The sequence below is a fragment of the Nodosilinea sp. LEGE 07088 genome (genome assembly GCF_015207395.1).
Classification (GTDB): Bacteria; Cyanobacteriota; Cyanobacteriia; order Phormidesmidales; family Phormidesmidaceae; genus Nodosilinea.
Window position 1 is genome coordinate 1 of the sequence record NZ_JADEWX010000117.1, and the last position, 19,712, is coordinate 19,712.

Sequence of the window (19,712 nt, forward strand, 5' to 3'; positions counted from 1 at the left end):
AGTTATGGACCGACTGGGCACTCCAACTGATAGCGCTCAAACCCCATAAACATCGCTATTTTCAGCGTGGTCTCTATGCTCTATCCCTGATGCAGCAAGCTCTTTAGGTACGTTGTCACCCGTTAAGGAGGCGGAAATAACCCAGCTATTTACTCACGCGGAAACCCTTATGAGACCTGGGGTTCCCGTTCTGCCTTCTGCCTTCTTACTTCTGCCTTTCGGTACTAGGGCTAAAACTCTCGGTCACCGTAAAAGAAGAACAAGCGGCTTAGCTCAAGGCAAAAAGCCGAATCTGTCCACGTTGGCAAAGTGTCAACTATCTTTGCCCAATGCCCCCGGTGCCCCCACCAGCGTTCGCTGGGGCGAGCAGGTGAGGATCATTATCACCAGGGTCAAAATATACGGAGCCGCATTAAACAGGTAGTAGTACGAGTCTACGCCCACCGCCTGAAACGCGGGCCCCAGCGCCTGGGCCCCGCCAAAAAGCAGCGACGCCCATAGGCACTGCCAGGGCTGCCAGCGGGCAAAAATCACCAGCGCTACCGCCATTAAGCCCTGGCCGCTGGAGATGCGCTCGGTCCATACGCCGGGGTAAAACAGCGATAGACTGGCCCCGCCAATGCCCGCCAAAAAGCTGCCCGCCACAATGCTCGCCATCCGCACCCAAAAGATCGAAATACCCATGGCCAAAGCCGCATCGGGGCTGTCGCCCACAGCCCGCACGTAGAGCCCCCAGCGGGTTGATTTAAAGAACCAGCTCATCAGCGGCACGATCACCACCCCCAGCAAAAACAGCGGACTAATTTGCAGCGCCGACTGCACCTGGGGCAGGCTACTCCAGCCGCCAATCGCTATCGTCGGTAACTGGGGCGCCTGGGGCTGAATAAAGGGCTTGCCGAAAAAATTAGCCAGACCACTGCCAAAGATAATCATGGCGATGCCCACGGCCACGTCATTCACCCGGGGCTGCTGCGACAGCCAGCCGTGGATTGCCCCCAGCCCCATGCCCGCTAGGCCCGCCGCCAGCACCCCCAGCCAGGGAGCCAGCGCTGGCCCGACAGTGCCCGACGAGAGATAGGAAATTGCGTAGGCACTCATGGCCCCCATCAGCAGGGTGCCCTCTAACCCCAGGTTGATTTTGCCGCTTTTCTCTGTCAGGCACTCCCCCAGGCTAACCAGCAAAAAAGGAACACTCCCCCGCAAGGTACCGGCCAAGATACCCAGGGGTACACCCCATAAGCCCAGCGCTTCTGTCGCCATTTCCCTTCACCTATCTATAAATTGGCCTGAAATTTCTGGTGAAGATGGGCACGCTTCGCTTTGCCCATCTACGGAGCTCGCCCACTGGCCTACACCGAAGCCACTGCGCCATCGGGCCGGGCCGCGCGGGGTTGGAAAATGGCCAGCCGCCCGTAGAGCGACTCGCTAAAGAGCACACAGAGAAAGACAATACCCTGAAAGACCAGCACCGTGGCATCGGGCAGATCGTGCGATCGCTGCAAAATACCCCCCGAGGCCAAAATACCGCCCAGTAGCACCGACACCAAAACCGTTGCCAGGGGGTTGTGGCGGGCCACAAAGGCCACCAAGATCCCCGCATAGCCGTAGCTCGACACAATCGATTCGTTCAGCCGCTTTTGCACAGCGGCTACCTCCACCATGCCCGCCAGCCCGGCGCAGGAACCCGCTAGAAAGCACACCGCCAGGGTGAGCTTACCCACCGGTAACCCGGCCATACGGGCAGCGCGAATGTTGCCCCCGGCAGTGCGCGCGGCGAAACCAAAAGTGGTGCGTTGAATCAGAATATAGGCCAGGGCCGAAGCCACCAGGCCGTAGATCAACCCCCAGTGAATGCGGGTAGCGGGCAGGTTGCCTAGCCAGGCCGCCTCGGCAATTTCGTAGCTAGAGGGCTTGCTGACAAAGGCCGGGTCGCGCAACGGCCCCTGCACCAGGTGACTCATGAGGGCGATCGCAATGTAGTTCAGCAGCAGGCTGCTGATCGTCTCATTCACCCCCCGGTAGTGGCGCAGCGCCCCGGCCAGCATAATCCACAGACCGCCTGCCACCAGGCTGGCCACGGCCATCGCCAGCAGCACCAGACCGCCGGGCAGACTCGTGCCCAGGGCCAGACCCGCCAGCACTGCCGCTAAACCACCCATCACCAGGGCCCCTTCGTTGCCGATAATCACCAGCCCCAGCCGAGCCGGCAGAGCGGTACACAGGGCGGTCAACATCAGCGGAGAAGCCCGAATCAGCGTATTTTGCCAGGCGCTCCAGCTGCCAAAGGCCGCTTTGTAAATCGAGCCGTAGACCGCCAGGGGATTTGCCCCTGCCAGGGCACAAAAGACGCCAAATATAACCAGAGCCGAGAGCACCGCCCCGAGGGGCAGCACCACTGGCTCTAGAGATTCACGCCAAGATCGTCCCGCAAATCGTCCTTGAGTTGTCGTAGACGCCATAGGGATTTCCTAGCTAATGGAACCAATCACGCCTTCGACAAAGTAGTCGGTTTTTTCGAGCTCAACGTCGTCGGTTTTTAGCTCCGACCCTGCCGGGATAACTTCATCGCCGGTATTGGTCATCAGCGGCCCCTGGTAAATCACCAGTTCTCCGGCTTTAATGGCAGCGATCGCCGCATCGCCATCGGCCTTGGCTTCATCACTAACCGCTGGGCCGTAGGGCGACATTTTGCAGAAATTATCGGCCAGCCCGCCTCGCAGAATGTGGGGAATATCTCCCGTCATCAAGGTCTTGCCCGCCATGAACTCTTGGCCCAGACTGGTGTAAATACTTGACCAATCCCACTCGGCCCCGGTGAGGTATCCCTCGGGAGCTAGGGGGCTTTGATCGGCGTGGTAGCCCGAGGTAAAAACACCGCGCCGCTCGGCAGTTTCCATCACCACCTTGGGGCTATCGACGTGGCAGGTGATCACCTCAATGCCCTGGTCAGCCATGCTGTTGGTCGCCTCCGCCTCTTTCACTGGCTCGGCCCATTCGCCAGTAAAGATCACCTGGGTGGTCGCCGCCGGGTTCACCGAGCGCGCCCCCAGGGTAAAGCTATTGACGTTGCGCAACACCTGGGGGATCGGCTTGGCCGCCACAAAGCCCAGCTTGCCCGACTTGCTCATGCGCCCGGCCACTACGCCCGCCACATACTGGGCTTCGTCAATGTAGCCAAAGTAGCTACCCACATTTTTGGGATGTACACCTTCCTGATAGAGCCCCCCCGCATGGAAAAATTGCACGTCGGGAAACTCCTCGGCCATGGCCAGAATATGAGGGTCAAAATAGCCAAAGGAGGTGGGAAACAGCACCTTGGCCCCATCAATTTCGATCATGCTGCGCATGGTCTCGGCCACCGCGGTAGTTTCGGGCACGCTGGCTTCTTCCACCAGGCGAATGCCGGGCACATTGGCGACCATGGCCGCAGCCCCCTCCGCGTGGGCCTGGTTATAGCCAAAATCGTCCTTGGGGCCAACGTAAATAAAGCCCACCACCATCTCTTCCGGGGCGGCACCGTCGGTTGCAGCCTCGCCCCCGGTATCAGACGACTGGGCACAGCCGGTGCCAAACTTAGCGGTCAGCCCAAAGGCCGAGGTGGCTAACAGCCCCCGCATGACCTGTCGTCGCGATAGAGGAAAAGAATGGTTGCGATCGCTCATGGTGGAACTCTCTCCAGTAAATAGATGAAATACAGTTCTCCGCACAAACCGTTGCAGCTTGCCTTTCAACCCGATTCGCTAGCGGCTACCTGTAGCTTTTACAGCACCCTCTAAGAATTGGGAAAAGTACTTGACGGAGTTGTATCAGAGACAACATTTTACTAGGTTCCTGGCTGGCGGTGGCGATCCCCGGGCATCTCCTGGATATAGAGCAGAGTTGTGAAACGCTAGCCATTTGAAGCGGGTAGGGCGGTGAGCGTGAGCGACCAAAGCAAAGCCCTGGGGTTGCTATTCAACCCCAGGGCTACTCCTGTGCTTGTGCCAATCTAGATGTGCTGCTCCAGCAATTCTGCGATCGCCCGGTGCTCTACCGGCGGCATGATCGGGTACTCCTGCCGAGTATCGGTGATCAGCCAATCGAGGGCAGCGGCCTTCATGTCGATGGAGGCCCCGGTCTTATCGACACAGTAGCGGCCAAATACCAGCTTATCGACCAAGCGCACACCGGGGCCAATGCGCGAATATTCAAAGATGACGCTCTTATCGACGATGGCACCGCTGCAAATCGAGCAGTTGTTGCCAATGGCGCTGGGGCCAATGATGGTAGCCCCGTCTTCGATGTGGGCCATACCACCGATGTACACCGGCCCTTCAATAGTGATCTTGTCCCAGTTGGCCTTGACGTTGAGGCCTGCATAGACGCCGGGGCGAATCTCCTGCCCCGGAATATCGACCAGATCGACCACGCCAGTGAGTACATCTTGAATGGCCCGCCAGTAGTCGGGCACTTTACCAATATCGACCCACTCAAACTCCATGGGAATGCCAAAGAAGGGGGCTTTAGCCTCTACCAGCTTGGGTAACAGGTCACCCCCAATGTCAAAGGAGACGCCGGAGGGAATGTAATCAAACACCTCGGGCTCAAAAATATAGATGCCAGTGTTGATTTCGGTGCTGAGGGCTTCTTCGACCGAAGGCTTTTCCTGAAACGACTGGACACGGCCCTCGTCGTCGGTCACCACCACCCCGTAGCTCGGGACCTGCTTGAGGGGAACGGTCTTAGTGATGATGGTCGCAATCGAGCCTTTTGCGCGGTGGCGGCGGACGGCCTCGGTGAGGTCGAGGTCGATCAGGGCATCGCCGCAGAGCACTACAAAGGTGTCGTCAAAGAAGGGCGAAAAGTCTTGGATCTTGCGCATGCCTCCAGCGGAGCCAATGGCGTCGCCCACCAGCTCGCCATTTTCTTCGATGCGGCCCTCAAAGGAGTAGGCAATTTCTACCCCAAAACGCTGACCGTCGCGGAAGTAGCCTTCGATTTCGTTGGCCAGGTGGCTGACATTTACCATAATCTGGTCAAAGCCATGCTGGCGCAGCAGCTCTAGCAGAAACTCCATCACCGGCTTCTGCATGATCGGAATCATGGGCTTGGGGATGGTGTAAGTGATAGGCCGAACACGGGTGCCTTTGCCGGCAGCCAAGATCATGGCTTTCATAGAAATCAGGTCCTTAAAAATTTAGATGTACAGCAGATTAGTTCTATGGAGCAGGCCAGCTTGCCTAGGAAAGCCTCAGAATACCTCTACAGGCAGCAACAGCACTAGGCCATGCTAACAGCGCCTTTCGCAAAGACCGTCTAACGCTAGGGCCCTTCAAAGATTTCTCACATTCTTCTGGATTCCTTAAAATTCCTTAAAGTAGTTTGACACATCGATCAGCGGTAGCTATTGTGCCCACGTTCTGGGTTTAGTCTGGCAACACAAATGCTGGCTGTTCGGTCTCTTCAGCGGTGAGGGGAGCACGGTTGAGATTTCTGACCCGCAGATCGCCATAGAAGTTGTCTTGGGCCATTTCCACTTTGGACTGGGCCGAGAGAAACAAAAGCCCCCAAAATACGCCCACTTTTTCGTGCACGGTCTCGGCGTGGGGGGTCTCAAACTCGTGGTTATCTTCGAGATCGGCAGGCTTAAACTGAGGCCACTGGCGGATTAGGTGCTCGAAGTCAATCCACAGCAGCTCCTCACCCAGCTCATCCCAGTACTGGTCGAGAAAGGCTTCGAGGGCGGCGGCAATTTCGGAGAGGTTTTCTTGGTGGGCGAGCTGGGCGATCGCACGCACGGCCTGGCGCTGGGGCTGGGGCCTAGCCCGCCTGGCCCGCAGACGTGGGGTATGGTCAGCCATGACCGTAGCCATGGTTTCGAGCTGCTGAATCAGCTCGTGCAGGGTCACCCGTCGTCGTTGGGGGGTGGGGGCCACGGCCCGGCGGTGGAGGTGGCGCTCCAGGTTACGGGGCAACGGCACTAGTTCGGCGACATCGTCCTCCCAGACCTCTTCGGTCTCAGCTTCAGCTTCGGCTTCGGCCCGCACCATGGTGTCGGCCTTTAGCAGCACCAGCATAGAGGCGTAGAGAAAGCCTTGACCCGACTCAGATAGGTTGGCCTCATAGGGGGTACGACCCTGACTGGCTAGGGCTTCAGCCTGGGTTTTAAGCAGCGTCAGAAAGCGATCGATGACGTCGATCACCTTGACATCCCAGGGGTCAATTTCGCCCTGCTCAGCCAGGTCGATGAGAAATGCGATCGCAGTTTGAGCCAGGGACGACGACATAGCAAAGTTGTTGAAGGAACAAACAGACCGCCAGACACCTGCCGCCGCCTGGCCCGCCGGACGAATCGGCCCATGATAGCTCAAAGGCCGGTTTTGGCTAACGCCTCCATCACGGCATTGATCAATTTTGCTCCCCAAACCATAGACATGAGCCCGCAGACCACCACCACAAAACTGACCTTAGCCATCAGCATGCCATCTAGCCCCAGCGGTGAGCTGTAGGTCAAGGGAAGCGCAACTAGTACAGCTCCTAGCGCCGCCCCTCCTAGAAATCGAGAGGCAAGTTTGGGGGCTAGGTTTTTAGTCTCTTTAGGCATCATAGCCAGTTCCCTACTCTGTTTACCCGCCTATTTATTTACCTGCCTAAGAGTGTTCCAGCTCAATACCTATCCGGAGTTTCACCACGACCGGCTAGCTGGGCCGAGTTCGCGGCACTAATCGGAATGTTTTTTAGATGGCATGCTCTAAGCCAAGGCTTCGCCCTCTTCCTGGGCAGCGGGCAGCATCAGGCTTTGCTCTTCGAGTTCGACCTGGTAGCGTTCCACATCTTTTTCGAGCTGCTCAATGCGCAACTCTCGCTGCTGCATTTGCTTGCCGAAGGACATATAGCCCTGTACCTGGGCCCAGACGCTAAACACCCAGGCAAACACAGCCCCAATGCCCATGGCCATGATCAGCTCCACGCAGAGGGGAGATTCGACATCTATGCCCGGAGCGATATGAATGATCACCGGCTCAGTATTCTCAATGCCAAATAGCACCAGGGCTAGGGCAATTACAAAAATAACCACGAAATTTATCTGCCGCATGGCTCTGGGCCTCCCACCATTAGGTCAAATTGATAGGTCTATATTAACCAGGCAAACTTTAACTTTGGCCAAAGGTTTTTGGGAAAGGGTAGGGGAGATGGGGCGTGGGGGAGATTGGCGGAGATTGGGGCGAGGAGGTTAGGGCGATCGCAGCGGTCGGTCAGATTTGGGCTTAAACAGGCGGTAGCGGAGACCGTAGCCCGCCAATACCAGGGCCACAATGCCCAGGGTGCCGAGGCCCACCGCATTGGGTAGCCAAAAGGCGACATCGATATCGATCGTCTGCCCGGGCTGGAGTTGCCAGGTCGCCCCAGCGGCATCTTGGCTGATGGGCGGAGTCGCCCTAGGCGAGACCTGGGCGAGACCCCAGGGCACCTGAAGGCGCAGGCGCAGATCGGCCCAGGGAGCGGCATCAGTCAGAGTCTCCCCGCTGGTGGGGAGACTGCTCAAATCGAGGCAGTAGGTGAGGTGGGTGAAGCTGGCCAATCCCCAGCTGGTCTGCTCTATCTTTAGGGTGACGGGAATAGCCTCCCAGCCGGGTAGGCGCAGGTAGGTCGCATCCACGGCAGAAGAGGGGGTACCGTCGGGCTGATCGACAAAAATTTGCTCAAATCGATCGACTAGATCGGCGGCAGTGCTGAAGGGAATCGTCAGGGTAGCGGTGTCGGTACGGTGATTGAGCTGCCCGCGAAAAGGGCGCGATCGCCGCTCCAACTCCTCCAGCCAAGGGGTCAGGGTGGGGTTGGCCAGGGCCGCCCCGCGCTCGCTGAGGGCAATGGTCTGGGAGATCTGGCCGTGGGTGTGGTGATCGAAGCGCAGGGTGAGGTCGTAGCGTAGGCAGCCACTGAGCAGCAGCGGCAGCAGGGCTAAAGCCAGCCATCGCCACCATAGCCGCCCAGCCTCCAGGCTCTGCCTCAGCATTCGGTACGCCCTAGCAATCTGTGCCAAAATCACTCTCCCTGCTCCGCTCCGTAGCCCTGGTCAACGCTATACCATTAAAGCGATAGATCCAATCCATCCAATCAGTCCAACGGTAGCCGGTAGCGTGGCATGAATGATCTTTCGAGCACCTCTAACTCAGCCACCCCAGCCTGGTACACAGTAGGTATTGAGCAAGCCCTGGGGGATCTGGGAAGCAACGCCGAGACCGGCCTGAGCTCCCAGGCCGTGATCGATCGCCGCCAGCAGCACGGCCCCAACGAGCTAGAAGAGACCGGGGGTCGCTCACCGTGGCGCATTTTGCTCGACCAGTTCACCAATATCATGCTACTGATGCTGATGGCGGTGGCGATTGTATCGGCGGTGCTGTCGATGCGCAACCAGGAATTCCCTAAGGATGCGATCGCGATCGCTGCGATCGTCATTCTCAATGGCGTGCTGGGCTACCTGCAAGAAAGCCGGGCTGAAAAAGCTCTGGCCGCTCTCAAGCAGTTGGCCTCACCCAATGTGCTAGTGCAGCGCAACGACCGGCTCCAGGAGGTGCCCTCCCAGGACCTGGTGCCCGGCGACATTCTACTAATCGAAGCCGGGAACCAAGTCGCCGCCGACGGTCGCCTGATCGAGGCCGCAAACCTACAGCTGCGCGAGTCGGCCCTGACGGGCGAAGCCCAGGGGGTCAATAAGCAGGCCACCATTACCCTACCCGCCGAAACCGCCCTGGCTGAGCGCAAAAATCTAGTCTTTGCTGGCACCGAGGTGACCCAGGGGCGAGGGCGAGTGCTGGTGACCCACACCGGTATGACGACTGAACTGGGCCGCATCGCCGCCATGCTCCAGGAGGTCGAAACCGAGCCGACCCCGCTCCAGCAGCGCATGACCCAGCTCGGCAACGTGCTAGTCACCGGCTCTCTGACCCTGGTCGCCCTGGTGGTAGGCGGCGGCGTTATCTTTGGCGGCTGGGGAGCCTTTGAGCGGCTGCTGGAAGTCGCCCTCAGTATGGCCGTAGCCGTAGTGCCCGAGGGGTTGCCAGCGGTGATTACCGTCACCCTGGCCATTGGCACCCAGCGCATGGTGCGCCGCCAAGCCCTGATTCGTCGCCTGCCCGCTGTCGAGACCCTGGGCTCAGTCACGACCATCTGTTCCGACAAAACTGGTACCCTGACTCAAAACAAGATGGTGGTACAGCAGGTGCGCACTCTCGCCCACGAGCTCAAGGTAACGGGCGGGGGCTACGCCCCCGAGGGCGACTTTTTGCACCAGGGTCAGCCCCTCGACCCTCGCCAACAGGCCGACGCCGGGTTGCTACTGCTGGATGGTCTGCTGTGCAACGATGCTGTCCTGCAAAAAGAAGCTGGCGAATGGGCGATCATGGGTGACCCTACGGAGGGAGCGCTGGTGGTGATGGCCAGCAAGGGGGGCCTCGATCGCCATCGGTTGAGCCACGCACTCCAGCGGGTCGTAGAGTTTCCCTTTTCGTCAGAACGTAAGCGCATGAGCGTTGTGTTTAAAGGTGTTGAGGCCCTGGGAACCGACCTGACTCTACCCCAGGGCATGAGTCAGGCCCCCTACCTACTGCTGGCTAAGGGGTCGCCCGAGATGCTGCTACAGGGCTGTAGTCAGGGGCTAGAGGGCACCGAGCCCGTGTCCCTGACCGTAGCGGTGCGATCGCGCATTCTAGCCGACAATGCCGAAATGGCTGGTCAGGGCTTGCGAGTGCTGGGGTTTGCCTACCGCCCCCTCAGCGCGGTGCCCACCGAAGGCGATGCTGAAACCGCCGAACAAGACCTGGTCTGGCTGGGCCTGGTAGGCATGATCGACGCCCTCCGCCCCGAGGTGCGACTGGCGGTGCAGCGCTGCCGGGCAGCAGGGATTCGCCCGATGATGATTACCGGCGACCACCAGCTCACCGCCATGGCGATCGCCCAGGATTTGGGCATCGACGACGGCCAAGCCCAGGCGATCAGCGGCGCCGAGCTAGAAAAAATGCCCCAATCCGAGCTAGAGGACGTCGTTAAAACCGTCAACATCTACGCCCGGGTATCGCCCGAGCACAAGCTGCGGATTGTGCAGGCCCTGCAAAAAGACCACCAGATCGTGGCCATGACCGGCGATGGCGTCAACGATGCCCCCGCCCTCAAGCAAGCTGAAATTGGTATTGCCATGGGCATTACCGGCACCGACGTGAGCAAAGAAGCCAGCGACATGGTGCTGCTCGACGACAACTTTGCCACCATCGTCGCTGCCACCGAAGAGGGGCGGGTGGTCTATACCAACATTCGTCGCTTCGTGAAGTACATTCTCGGCTCCAATATTGGCGAACTGCTGACCATTGCCCTGTCGCCACTGATTTTGCCGATTTTAGATGTGCCCCTGACGCCCCTCCAGATTCTGTGGATGAATCTGGTCACCGACGGCTTTCCGGCCTTAGCCCTGGCGGTAGAGCCCGCCGAACCCGACGTCATGAAACGCCCGCCCCACGACCCCAACGAAGGCATTTTTGCCCGCGGGCTGGGAGCCTACATGCTGCGCATTGGGGTGGTATTTGCCGTCATCACCGTGACGATGATGGTGTGGGCCTACCACTGGTCACAACAGGACGGCGACCCCGATCGCTGGAAAACGATGGTATTCACCACCCTCTGTCTGGCCCAGATGGGCCATGCGATCGCCGTTCGATCTAACACCCGTCTGGCAATCGAGATGTCGCCCTTCTCCAACCCCTTTGTGCTGGCCTCGGTGATTCTCACCTTTGTGCTACAGCTGATGCTGATCTACGTCACGCCCCTGCGCGAATTCTTTGGCACCCAGCTGCTCAACCCCTTCGAGCTGGTGATTTGCTTTGGCTTCAGTACCCTGCTATTTGTCTGGGTCGAGCTAGAAAAAATCTACCGCCGCATTTGGGGCAAAGTCGTGCAGGATTGATCTGCTCCGTAGCCTGGGTCACCCTGGGCCATCTGTACTCAGCCCAGCGAATTTTGGTGACCCACGCTACGCTCCCTTCACCTGCTTCAAGCCAGCCATCACCTGCTCTGCCGTCGCCGTCCAGCCGACAATACCACCCTGAGCCCGCACCATCTCTAGGGTGGCCTGCTTAAATTCAGGAAAGTAGCTCTCGGTAGCGTCTTCCACCAGCAGGCACTCGTAGCCGCGATCGTTGGCCTCGCGCATAGTGGTCTGCACACAGACTTCGGTGGTCACCCCGGTAATAATCAAGTGAGTGATGTCGTGGGTTTTGAGCAAAAACTCCAGGTTGGTGTTGTAAAACGCGCCCTTGCCGGGTTTAGTAATCACCGTTTCTCCCGGCAGTGGAGCCAGCTCGGGGATGATGGCATTGCCCGGTTCTCCCTCAATCAGAATGCGGCCCATGGGGCCAGGGTCACCAATTTTGAGCGCTGGGTTACCCCGCAGACGCTTGGAAGGAGGGCAGTCGGCCAGGTCGGATCGGTGGCTCTCGGTGGTTTGAAAGATGGGTAACTCTAGCGATCGAAAGGCCGCTAGCAACTGCTGCAAGGTGGGGACGATCGCCCGCAGCAACCCCACATCGTTACCCAGGGCATCGCCAAAGCCCCCCGGCTCTAGAAAGTCGCGCTGCATATCGATGATGACCAATGCCGCCTGAGACAGGGTAGCGGGCAGCGGGTAGTCAAAGGGCTGGGCAGAGATAGCAGCCATGGTAGCGTTCCAAAGCAGTAAACGACCCTGCAATCATAGTCAACTCGCGGCGCGAAATTAGCTCGGTGCAATACCGCAGGCGATATCTCTTAGCAAACGGGTGAAGGTGCAAAATCAAAAAATAGTCCGAATTTAAGCATCTCTTCCCGTGCTGACCCCGAATCAGATTTCAGGCAAGGCCTAAGCACGATAAGCCTCAACCGCTTGAGAGAGATGCAAAGCCATCGGCAAACCCTATCCCAAACCATTAGCTGACAGAAATCAAACTAATCCTAGACTGCTAGAACTTTTCCTCGCAGCCCCGCAGGAGCCCCAATGCCATAGCGGTGCAGTACAGTCGGCAAAATATCGTAGAGCTGCGCTCCTTCGAGCACCTGCCCGCCCTTAGGTGCAGCGGGGTCATGAAAAATCATCAGGCCTAACGGGGCGTGGTTAGCGTCGTCGGGGCCGGTGTCGTTTTCGACGGTGTAGAGGCCGTTGATGCCCACGCTACCGACCGATCGCCAGGCCAGATCGTCAAAATACACAATCAGATCCGGGGCCCGACCCCGCACTTTTTGGTAGATCTCCTGGGGCTTAAACACCTTCACTGGTAGCGGGTTGCCGTTAGGATCCTCAAGCTGGGCCAGCTTTGCCGCCAGTTCATCCCGCAGGGCTTCGTAGTCGGCCATGGCCACCGTGCCCTGGGGTTCACGCCCCTTCACATTGAGAAAAATGCGGGCGTAGTAGCCCCCGGCCCCCCACACCTGGGTTTGCGCCCAGTCCACCTCGACCTGATCAAGGGGCAGCACCTCGGTGGGCGGTTCCTTAAGCGTGAGGTAGCCGTTGGCAATCAGCCATTCGTTGATGCAGATGCCCCCCATCAAGGGCTGAGCGCCGTGGTCCGACACTACCAGCACGGCGGTATCGGGGTCGCAGACCTTCAGCAGGTCGCCCACCCGCTTGTCCACATGCACGTAGTAGTCGTGGATAGCGCTAGCAAAGGGCGAGTCGGGCTCGTACTGGGGATGGCGCGGATCCATCGGCTTCCAGAAGGCGTGGTGGATGCGGTCGACGCCCATATCCACCAGCATCAAAAAGTCGGGGCCGTCACGGCCGATCAGCTTTTCTGCCAGGGTAAAGCGCTGGTCGCAGAGGCTGTAGAGGTTGTCGAGAATGCGGGCCTTTTCGTCGGAGCGAAAGTTGGGTACATCCAGCATGAAGTCGGGCATCCAGGCTGTGATCTGCTCGCCCAGCTCCGGCGGGTGGGTAAAGGGCACCTCGGTACTGGGGGTGAGAAAGCAGGAGACCAGGGAGCCGTTCACCGGGTAGGGCGGTGAGCTGCCGGGCACGCTGAGGGCCGCTACCATCCAGCCCGCCTCGCCGAGAATATCCCACAGACGGGGAAACTTGACCGCCCGCCCGTCGGAGATGGCCATGGAATGATAGTCGCGATCGCGCCGGTTTCGAAACCCGTAGATCCCCAGTTCACCGGGGTCGCGCCCGGTCATCATGCAGCTCCAGGCGGGCACCGTAATCGCGGGAATGCTGCTCTCTAGCCGTCCGTAGCTGCCGCCCTCTATCAGTCGGCTGAGGTTGGGCAAGTCTTGCCGCCACTGGTCAAACACCAGATCGGGGGCCATGCAGTCGAGGCCAATGATCAGCAGACGAGGAGTGGGCATGGGGAGGGCTTAGTAACAGCGCAAACAATCCCCTCCTGGAAGGGGTGCTCAGAGGGCGGGGTAGGCTGGCTTTCCATGTCTGAACTAACCCACCCCAACCCCTCCCAGGAGGGAACTAGAACCTTCTCATATGATAGTGAAGCTTCATGGGAGGCGGGTTTCTACAGTGCCCCTTCTACCCTGGCGTTGAACCCGTAGACCCGCCGTTCTCCGGCCAGCGGTACCAGGGTGACATCGCGTTCATCTCCCGGCTCAAAGCGCACGGCGGTACCGGCCGGGATATCGAGCCGCATGCCGCGGGCCTGGTCGCGCTCAAAGCTGAGCGCGGCGTTGACCTCAAAAAAGTGAAAGTGGGACCCGACCTGAATCGGGCGATCGCCCGTATTGGCCACCACCAGGGTCACGGTTGGCTTACCGGCATTGAGCTCAATCTCACCCTCGGCGGGCAACAGTTCTCCAGGAATCATCGAGAGCCTCCTAAGTTAGCAATCAAATCTTGGCGTTTTTGCTGGAGCGACCGCTCTACCCGGGGCAGGGTTTGCTCTAACTCGCGTTTGGCAACGCCTTCGGCCCCGTGCTCTAGCAGATGGTTAAGGGCCATCAGGTGGGCCGTGTCGAAGGCCGTTTCCATCGGCACCTTGACGTTGGGAATCACCCCTGTGCCATCCCAATTGCTGCCGGTGATGGGGTTGATCGCCTGCCCGGTGGGCATAAACACCCAGAAGTGGTCGTGCAGGCGAAAGCCGCGCCCTGGGTTAGCCCCGCCACGGGTCGTTTCACCTACTACCGCTGCCCGCTTCAGGGCTTGCAGGTTGTAGGCAAACTCCTCTGCCGCCGAGACTGTCTCGGGGCTGGTAAGCACAAATACAGGCTTGTCGAGATAGCGCTGCCCCGGCACGTAGGGCACCGTCCACCACTGGTGGGTGGCGTCGGTTTCACTCCAGTACAGGTCGTTCAGGTGAATCGGGGGATGGGCTGCAAACAGGTAGCTGCACAGCAGGGCCACCGTCGATGGCGAACCGCCCTGGCTATGGCGCAGGTCAAAAATCAGCGCCTCAGTGTGGGCCACCAGAGTCATGGCCGCGGCTAGGGCATCGCCGACAAACTCCGGGGGCTCAAAGCTAAACATCTGAATATAGCCAATATTTCCAGCCAGGCGCTCGACTCGGTTGAGGTCGAAGTTGCGGCGGCGGCTGGCCTGGTATTGGCGCTCTAGTTCCTCGGCAGTCGGCTCGGCAGCAACTTCGAGGTGGGGCAACGGAGCCGGACTAAAATGCAAGCGCAGATTGCGATCGCCACTGAGCTGCTGAAGCTGAGCCGTGAGCGTATCGGCCAGCTGCTGCCCACCGGTAATATCGCTATACCCCCCCGCCTCCAAACGCTGCTCGATATCATGCTGAATTTTTTCTGCCACCGCCGGGAACACGTAGGCATCCAGCTGAGCCACCAGCGCCGCCAGCACGGCCTCAGTCGCCCCAGTATCGAGAGCCATATCGTCAGGTGATGGGTTAGCGGCAGACATGGTCATGGGTCGCCCTAGCGAATCGGATCGTGAACGGTCACCAGCTTGGTGCCATCGGGAAACGTAGCCTCTACCTGCACCTCATGAATCATCTCGGGCACCCCATCCATGACCTCAGAGCGGCCGAGCAGCGTCGTTCCGTAGCTCATCAGCTCAGCCACCGTGCGGCCATCCCGCGCTCCCTCCAAAATAGCCGCCGAGATGTAGGCCACTGCCTCTGGGTGGTTAAGCTTTAGGCCTCGGTCTTTGCGGCGTTCAGCCACCAGAGCAGCGGTAAAAATCAATAGTTTGTCTTTTTCCTGAGGAGTCAGTTGCATGGGGCCAAAACACCGGCGGAGGGTACAGGGCTAACCGTAAGCTTTCAAGGTTTTGGGCAGCTTGTCAACCAGCCGCTGAACCGCATAGAGTGCCTGGCTTTGAAAGTAAAGCTTAAGCCGCCAGGGTTGCGGGCAGAACTGAGCTAGTCTGCTCTATGACAAGCCCGGCAAAATCGTCATCCAGTACGACATGCCGAGCCATCACTGGTGGAATGTACCTATGCCTGCGCCAATGCTGGAGATTTTGCCCGACAAGCCCGCGCTGGTAGAGCGCGGGTTGACCCTGGTTGTCGAGACTATTCGCAGTACAGTTGCCAACCAGGGCTACTGCACCCTGGCGTTAGCAGGCGGTAGTACCCCCAAACCGCTCTACAGTGGCCTGGCCAAACAAGACCTCCCCTGGGAGAAAATCTATGTTTTCTGGGGCGACGAACGCTACGTTCCCGTCAATCACCCCGACAGTAATGCAGGCATGGCGAAGGCCGCATGGCTCGACCGGGTGCCGATTCCTCTCGATCATATTCTGATCACCCCCACGCTAGAAGGCGATCCGTCCGCTTCGGCCAGCCAGTACGAAACGATGGTCAGGGCAATCTTCGGCAGGTTGCAAGGTATATCTCCCGACGAAGTGCCCGAATTTGATCTCATTTTGTTGGGCATGGGTGACGATGGCCACACCGCCTCACTGTTTCCCCACACCGAGGCGCTCACCGTGAGCGATCGCCTCGTTACCGTTGGTAACAAAGGCTCCGACCCGCGTATTACGTTCACGGTACCCTTGATCAACCGTAGTCGTCGGGTCATATTTTTAGTAGCGGGGGCCGATAAGCAGACAGCCCTCGCCCAGGTTTTTGCTGCCGAGGCCGACGATCTCGCTTTTCCATCGCGTCTCGTGCGTCCCCACGGAGCGCTGAAGTGGCTGCTGGACCAGTCGGCTGTCGGCGATCTCAATCTGCCTCAGCCATTATCCCAGCCAGAGGAGACTATCTAGGGGGTTTCTCCCCTCTGAACTTGTCCCCCACCTGGACTATCATCTAGTCAGATGGTTTTTTAATATACCGCGATCGCCAAGTCTAGACACGGGTCTAGGGCTACCAGAGTCTCTTATTATAAATTGTTGGTAACTAGTAGGGATCGTTTTTGATTGAGTAATGTGATCACCCTATCGCTGCTACACCCCCTCCATAAAACCCCGGTACAAAATTGGTCTTTCGACCAAGAAACTGTGGTTCGCATCGGTCGTTCAACCGACAATGACGTCGTTCTCTACAGCGCTGTTGTATCTCGCCACCACGTCGAGATCCATCGCACTGACTCGGGTTGGGCCGTTAAGAGCATTGGCACCAACGGCACTTACTTAGACGGTCGGCGCATTACCGAGGTGCCTGTAGACGATGGCATTATTATTCGTTTGGCGCGATCGGGGCCCAATATTCAAATTCACACCTCAGAAGAAAAGCGCGACCCGCTCCAAGAGCTGCTGAACAACCGGCGGCGGTCAGAAGGTGCCATCGATTCTACCCAAGGCACCCAAAGCGAAACTGGGAAGGCGCTAGAGGGCGAACACAGCAACGTAGAGGCGCTGCCCCACCAGACCACCATCATCAACTAACCAACAACGACATATCCCAGACCAACAAAGCATTAGTCTGGGATATGTCGTTGCTGGCAGCCCACCAGATTTGAGGCTATCAACTACAGTGCGGCTTTCAGGCCAGCGACTTTATCAGTTTTCTCCCAGGTGAAGTCAGGCAGCTCACGCCCAAAGTGACCATAGGCTGCGGTCTGCTGATAGATGGGGCGACGCAGGTCAAGCATGTCGATCAGGCCCTGAGGACGTAGGTCAAAATGTTCTCGGACGAGGGCAACAATGGCGCTGTCGGCAATTTTGCCGGTGCCAAAGGTGTTAATTGAGATCGACGTCGGCTGGGCAACCCCAATGGCATAGGAAACTTGGATTTCGCACCGCGCGGCCAGGCCTGCCGCCACAATATTCTTGGCGACATAGCGACCGGCATAGGCTGCTGAGCGGTCGACCTTGGTGGGGTCTTTGCCCGAGAAGGCACCACCGCCATGACGAGCCATGCCGCCGTAGGTATCGACAATAATCTTGCGCCCTGTGAGGCCGCAGTCACCCACAGGGCCACCGATAATAAACTGTCCGGTGGGGTTGATGTGGTACTGGGTCGCGGCATGGAGCCATTCATTTGGCAGCACCGGCTTAATAATTTCCTCCATCACCGCTTCGCGGATATCGGCTTGGGAGATATCGGGGTCGTGCTGGGTAGAGAGCACCACGGCCTCTACGGCCACCGGGTGCTGGCCGTCGTAGCGGAGGGTAACCTGACTTTTGGCGTCGGGGCGTAGCCAGGGTAGTACTCCCTTTTTGCGTAGATAGGCCTGCCGCTCTACCAGCCGGTGAGAGTAGTAGATAGGCGCGGGCATGAGGGTGTCGGTTTCATTGGTGGCGTAGCCAAACATCAGCCCCTGGTCGCCAGCACCCAGATCTTTATTGGTGGCAGCATCAACCCCAATCGCGATGTCAGACGACTGCTTACCAATGGCATTGAGAACGGCGCAGGAGGCTCCGTCAAAGCCTACGTCGGAGCTGTCATAACCGATGCCTAAAATCACATTGCGGACGATGTCTTCTAGATCGACGTAGGTGTTAGTGCGCACCTCGCCGGCAATAATAGCCATGCCGGTTTTGACGAGGGTTTCGACCGCCACGCGGGCATGGAGATCTTCGCCAAGAATGGCATCTAGGACGGCATCAGAAATCTGATCGGCCATTTTGTCGGGATGCCCTTCAGACACCGACTCAGAGGTAAAAATACTATACTCAGCCATAGAATAATTCAGGTTCAACCAGGGGCGAAAGGGACGCTTGCGCAGCCAAATAATCAGAGCTAAATCGCACCCCAAAGTCTACCAAAGTTTGGCAGTAGGCTGGCAAGCCCTCACCTTCAAGTCAGTGCTTTTGGGGCGATCGCAATTGAGCTCACCATCCACTCTAGTTAAGCAGAGCCTCTGATGCAGATCCGTCTAATAGTCCCTGGGCTTTTTGTTGCATAGTCTTGAAGATATTGTAAAAGCCGTTGGCCCGCGACGGAGTCAGGCTGACGTCGAGCTGAGTGTCTTTGATGAAATCAGGGCTGAGGTGGCTAATCTCTTCGGGAGTGAGGCCGTTGAGTGCTTTAATCAGCAGGGCTACCAACCCTTTGGTAATCTGGGCGTCGGAGTCGGCTTGATAGATCACGATGCCATCTACGAGATCGGCCACCACAAACACCTGGGATACGCAACCGGGCACCTTGTTCTCAGGAGTTTTATACTCTTCGGGCAGCGGCTCGAGTTTCTTGGCAAACCACAGCAATTGTTCGTAACGGCGCTTAGGGTCAGAGGCCTTTTGAAAGCGGGCCACAATTTTCTCAATCGAGTCGGGGCGATCAGCAGACATGGAACATTTTGGGTAACGGCCTGGTAGTAGTCTACCAATTGGGTGTAGCGGGGGAGGTGATGATAGCCACCAGGCAAAGGTCAGCGCGTCGGTCAGCGAAGAAAGTGATCAACTTGCCGATTTCCACCGACCTGATTTCCTGGCTCACCTACCCCTTGGCATCGGCATCCTTACCGCTGACAAAGCGATGGGCCACAGTCTCAGGCTGAATCGCCGAGAGAATGGTGTGGCCTGAGTCAGTAATGATCACAGCGCGGGTGCGACGGCCATAGGTGGCATCCACCAGCTGCCCTCGTTCTCGGGCATCGGTAATAATGCGTTTAATCGGGGCCGACTCAGGGCTGACGATGGCAATCACTCGATTGGCCGATACGATGTTGCCAAAGCCGATATTGATGAGCTTAATGTCCATAACCATAAAGGAGGCAACAACAGCAAGGTTTGATAGCAAGGTCAGGCTGATCCCTGACCGATTAGAAACCCCAAAGCTTTTTTGACAAGTGAATCTGGATCAAAATCCAGACTAGGCCTGATGTCATATTAACGAATCTATCTGGCGCTGCGGGTTAATATCCGGCAAATTTTCAGATTCTTGGCGGTTTAGTTCCCTAGGCTACATCTCTCAGCCTAAAGAGGCCCTAGGCGTTAGTTCTTAGCTCCTTAAACGGACTAGTCCCCAGGGTTAACCGACTATCACCGTCTGCCCCTAATTGTTTCATCTGGAGTTACTCACCGTGCAGCCGGTTGACTTTACAACGCTCATGGCCCTGCATCACAGTCTGGTAGCCAATTGGATACCTGCTCGCTGCGAAAATGTGGTGCAACTCGACCCAACTACTCTGACCCTGGGTCTGAGAACCCTGGATCGGCGGCGGTGGCTAACGATTTCCTGGCATCCCCAGGCGGCGCGGCTGCACTTGGGCGAGGCTCCTCCCAAGGGGCCAGATACGTTTACCTTTAGCCAGCAGCTTAAGCATCAGATTGGCCAGCTGGCGTTGGTTGCGATCGCCCCAGTCGCCCCCTGGGAGCGCGCCCTCGACTGCAAGGAACTGGTCGAGCTGCTGCA

The 19,712-nt window shown here is 58.2% G+C and carries 20 protein-coding genes; 4 read left to right on the forward strand and 16 right to left on the reverse strand.

All coding sequences use genetic code 11. The features are described from left to right. Nucleotides 1-312 precede the first annotated feature (312 nt). From IQ254_RS21060 to IQ254_RS21095, 8 genes are all read right to left on the reverse strand, one after another. The gene (locus IQ254_RS21060) at nucleotides 313-1,260 is read right to left on the reverse strand and encodes an ABC transporter permease (protein ID WP_193968123.1); all 948 of its coding nucleotides are present in this window, start codon (nucleotides 1,258-1,260) and stop codon (nucleotides 313-315) included. Between the two features lie 89 nt (nucleotides 1,261-1,349). Continuing rightward, nucleotides 1,350-2,459, reverse strand: a complete 1,110-nt coding sequence (locus IQ254_RS21065; protein ID WP_193968124.1) for an ABC transporter permease — start codon at nucleotides 2,457-2,459, stop codon at nucleotides 1,350-1,352. Between the two features lie 9 nt (nucleotides 2,460-2,468). After that, nucleotides 2,469-3,662, reverse strand: coding sequence for a BMP family ABC transporter substrate-binding protein (locus IQ254_RS21070; RefSeq protein ID WP_193968125.1), 1,194 nt, complete (start codon nucleotides 3,660-3,662; stop codon nucleotides 2,469-2,471). Between the two features lie 326 nt (nucleotides 3,663-3,988). Further along, complete coding sequence (locus IQ254_RS21075; protein ID WP_193968126.1) at nucleotides 3,989-5,155, reverse strand: sugar phosphate nucleotidyltransferase; 1,167 nt, start codon at nucleotides 5,153-5,155, stop codon at nucleotides 3,989-3,991. Between the two features lie 250 nt (nucleotides 5,156-5,405). Beyond that, nucleotides 5,406-6,266, reverse strand: a complete 861-nt coding sequence (locus IQ254_RS21080) for a segregation/condensation protein A (RefSeq protein WP_193968141.1) — start codon at nucleotides 6,264-6,266, stop codon at nucleotides 5,406-5,408. Between the two features lie 80 nt (nucleotides 6,267-6,346). Further along, nucleotides 6,347-6,586, reverse strand: coding sequence for a hypothetical protein (locus tag IQ254_RS21085; protein ID WP_193968127.1), 240 nt, complete (start codon nucleotides 6,584-6,586; stop codon nucleotides 6,347-6,349). Between the two features lie 144 nt (nucleotides 6,587-6,730). Further along, nucleotides 6,731-7,075 carry a LapA family protein gene (locus IQ254_RS21090; RefSeq protein WP_193968128.1) on the reverse strand — a complete coding sequence of 115 codons (345 nt, stop codon included), beginning with the start codon at nucleotides 7,073-7,075 and terminating at the stop codon, nucleotides 6,731-6,733. Between the two features lie 138 nt (nucleotides 7,076-7,213). Continuing rightward, the gene (locus IQ254_RS21095) at nucleotides 7,214-7,996 is read right to left on the reverse strand and encodes a DUF3153 domain-containing protein (protein ID WP_228040954.1); all 783 of its coding nucleotides are present in this window, start codon (nucleotides 7,994-7,996) and stop codon (nucleotides 7,214-7,216) included. 129 nt (nucleotides 7,997-8,125) lie between these two features. Between IQ254_RS21095 and IQ254_RS21100 the strand changes: the two genes are divergently transcribed. Continuing rightward, nucleotides 8,126-10,936, forward strand: coding sequence for a cation-transporting P-type ATPase (locus IQ254_RS21100; protein ID WP_193968130.1), 2,811 nt, complete (start codon nucleotides 8,126-8,128; stop codon nucleotides 10,934-10,936). Nucleotides 10,937-11,002: 66 nt separating this feature from the next. Here the strand turns inward: IQ254_RS21100 and IQ254_RS21105 are convergent, their stop codons facing one another. From IQ254_RS21105 to IQ254_RS21125, 5 genes are all read right to left on the reverse strand, one after another. After that, nucleotides 11,003-11,686: a cysteine hydrolase family protein gene (locus IQ254_RS21105; protein WP_193968131.1), complete on the reverse strand. Its 684-nt coding sequence runs from the start codon at nucleotides 11,684-11,686 to the stop codon at nucleotides 11,003-11,005. 272 nt (nucleotides 11,687-11,958) lie between these two features. Next, the gene (locus IQ254_RS21110; RefSeq protein ID WP_193968132.1) at nucleotides 11,959-13,347 is read right to left on the reverse strand and encodes an alkaline phosphatase family protein; all 1,389 of its coding nucleotides are present in this window, start codon (nucleotides 13,345-13,347) and stop codon (nucleotides 11,959-11,961) included. 161 nt (nucleotides 13,348-13,508) lie between these two features. Next, complete coding sequence (locus tag IQ254_RS21115) at nucleotides 13,509-13,814, reverse strand: urease subunit beta (RefSeq protein ID WP_193968133.1); 306 nt, start codon at nucleotides 13,812-13,814, stop codon at nucleotides 13,509-13,511. Beyond that, complete coding sequence (locus IQ254_RS21120) at nucleotides 13,811-14,875, reverse strand: S41 family peptidase (RefSeq protein WP_193968134.1); 1,065 nt, start codon at nucleotides 14,873-14,875, stop codon at nucleotides 13,811-13,813. The genes IQ254_RS21115 and IQ254_RS21120 overlap by 4 nt, the downstream gene beginning before the upstream one ends. Nucleotides 14,876-14,883: 8 nt before the next feature. Further along, nucleotides 14,884-15,186 (reverse strand): urease subunit gamma, encoded by a 303-nt coding sequence (locus IQ254_RS21125; protein ID WP_193968135.1) that lies wholly within the window; start codon nucleotides 15,184-15,186, stop codon nucleotides 14,884-14,886. Between the two features lie 220 nt (nucleotides 15,187-15,406). On the opposite strand from IQ254_RS21125, the gene pgl reads away from it, so the two are divergent. Next, a complete protein-coding gene (gene pgl, locus IQ254_RS21130) occupies nucleotides 15,407-16,177 on the forward strand; it encodes a 6-phosphogluconolactonase (protein WP_193968136.1) in 771 nt (256 codons plus the stop codon). A gap of 162 nt (nucleotides 16,178-16,339) precedes the next feature. Further along, nucleotides 16,340-16,798, forward strand: a complete 459-nt coding sequence (locus IQ254_RS21135; RefSeq protein ID WP_193968142.1) for an FHA domain-containing protein — start codon at nucleotides 16,340-16,342, stop codon at nucleotides 16,796-16,798. 83 nt (nucleotides 16,799-16,881) lie between these two features. Here the strand turns inward: IQ254_RS21135 and metK are convergent, their stop codons facing one another. The 3 genes from metK to remA all read right to left on the reverse strand — a co-directional run bounded on the left by metK (nucleotide 16,882) and on the right by remA (nucleotide 19,058). Next, on the reverse strand, nucleotides 16,882-18,036 hold the full coding sequence (metK, locus tag IQ254_RS21140; RefSeq protein ID WP_193968137.1) for a methionine adenosyltransferase: 1,155 nt from the start codon (nucleotides 18,034-18,036) through the stop codon (nucleotides 16,882-16,884). A 163-nt stretch (nucleotides 18,037-18,199) separates the two neighbouring features. Then, nucleotides 18,200-18,646 carry a SufE family protein gene (locus tag IQ254_RS21145; RefSeq protein WP_193968138.1) on the reverse strand — a complete coding sequence of 149 codons (447 nt, stop codon included), beginning with the start codon at nucleotides 18,644-18,646 and terminating at the stop codon, nucleotides 18,200-18,202. A 148-nt stretch (nucleotides 18,647-18,794) separates the two neighbouring features. Then, nucleotides 18,795-19,058, reverse strand: a complete 264-nt coding sequence (remA, locus tag IQ254_RS21150; protein WP_193968139.1) for an extracellular matrix/biofilm regulator RemA — start codon at nucleotides 19,056-19,058, stop codon at nucleotides 18,795-18,797. Between the two features lie 322 nt (nucleotides 19,059-19,380). On the opposite strand from remA, the gene IQ254_RS21155 reads away from it, so the two are divergent. Next, a partial coding sequence (locus IQ254_RS21155; protein ID WP_193968140.1) for an NFACT family protein occupies nucleotides 19,381-19,712 on the forward strand: 332 nt, incomplete at its 3' end.

Excerpts from the sequence above, each read along its gene's own strand:
- IQ254_RS21060 (WP_193968123.1), bottom strand. The coding sequence starts at position 1,260 with ATGGCGACAGAAGCGCTGGGCTTATGGGGTGTACCCCTGGGTATCTTG.
- IQ254_RS21075 (WP_193968126.1), bottom strand. The coding sequence starts at position 5,155 with ATGAAAGCCATGATCTTGGCTGCCGGCAAAGGCACCCGTGTTCGGCCT.
- IQ254_RS21115 (WP_193968133.1), bottom strand. The coding sequence starts at position 13,814 with ATGATTCCTGGAGAACTGTTGCCCGCCGAGGGTGAGATTGAGCTCAAT.
- IQ254_RS21065 (WP_193968124.1), bottom strand. The coding sequence starts at position 2,459 with ATGGCGTCTACGACAACTCAAGGACGATTTGCGGGACGATCTTGGCGT.
- remA (WP_193968139.1), bottom strand. The coding sequence starts at position 19,058 with ATGGACATTAAGCTCATCAATATCGGCTTTGGCAACATCGTATCGGCC.
- IQ254_RS21070 (WP_193968125.1), bottom strand. The coding sequence starts at position 3,662 with ATGAGCGATCGCAACCATTCTTTTCCTCTATCGCGACGACAGGTCATG.
- pgl (WP_193968136.1), top strand. The coding sequence starts at position 15,407 with ATGCCTGCGCCAATGCTGGAGATTTTGCCCGACAAGCCCGCGCTGGTA.
- metK (WP_193968137.1), bottom strand. The coding sequence starts at position 18,036 with ATGGCTGAGTATAGTATTTTTACCTCTGAGTCGGTGTCTGAAGGGCAT.
- IQ254_RS21125 (WP_193968135.1), bottom strand. The coding sequence starts at position 15,186 with ATGCAACTGACTCCTCAGGAAAAAGACAAACTATTGATTTTTACCGCT.
- IQ254_RS21095 (WP_228040954.1), bottom strand. The coding sequence starts at position 7,996 with ATGCTGAGGCAGAGCCTGGAGGCTGGGCGGCTATGGTGGCGATGGCTG.
- IQ254_RS21090 (WP_193968128.1), bottom strand. The coding sequence starts at position 7,075 with ATGCGGCAGATAAATTTCGTGGTTATTTTTGTAATTGCCCTAGCCCTG.
- IQ254_RS21085 (WP_193968127.1), bottom strand. The coding sequence starts at position 6,586 with ATGATGCCTAAAGAGACTAAAAACCTAGCCCCCAAACTTGCCTCTCGA.
- IQ254_RS21100 (WP_193968130.1), top strand. The coding sequence starts at position 8,126 with ATGAATGATCTTTCGAGCACCTCTAACTCAGCCACCCCAGCCTGGTAC.
- IQ254_RS21105 (WP_193968131.1), bottom strand. The coding sequence starts at position 11,686 with ATGGCTGCTATCTCTGCCCAGCCCTTTGACTACCCGCTGCCCGCTACC.
- IQ254_RS21145 (WP_193968138.1), bottom strand. The coding sequence starts at position 18,646 with ATGTCTGCTGATCGCCCCGACTCGATTGAGAAAATTGTGGCCCGCTTT.
- IQ254_RS21120 (WP_193968134.1), bottom strand. The coding sequence starts at position 14,875 with ATGACCATGTCTGCCGCTAACCCATCACCTGACGATATGGCTCTCGAT.
- IQ254_RS21110 (WP_193968132.1), bottom strand. The coding sequence starts at position 13,347 with ATGCCCACTCCTCGTCTGCTGATCATTGGCCTCGACTGCATGGCCCCC.
- IQ254_RS21080 (WP_193968141.1), bottom strand. The coding sequence starts at position 6,266 with ATGTCGTCGTCCCTGGCTCAAACTGCGATCGCATTTCTCATCGACCTG.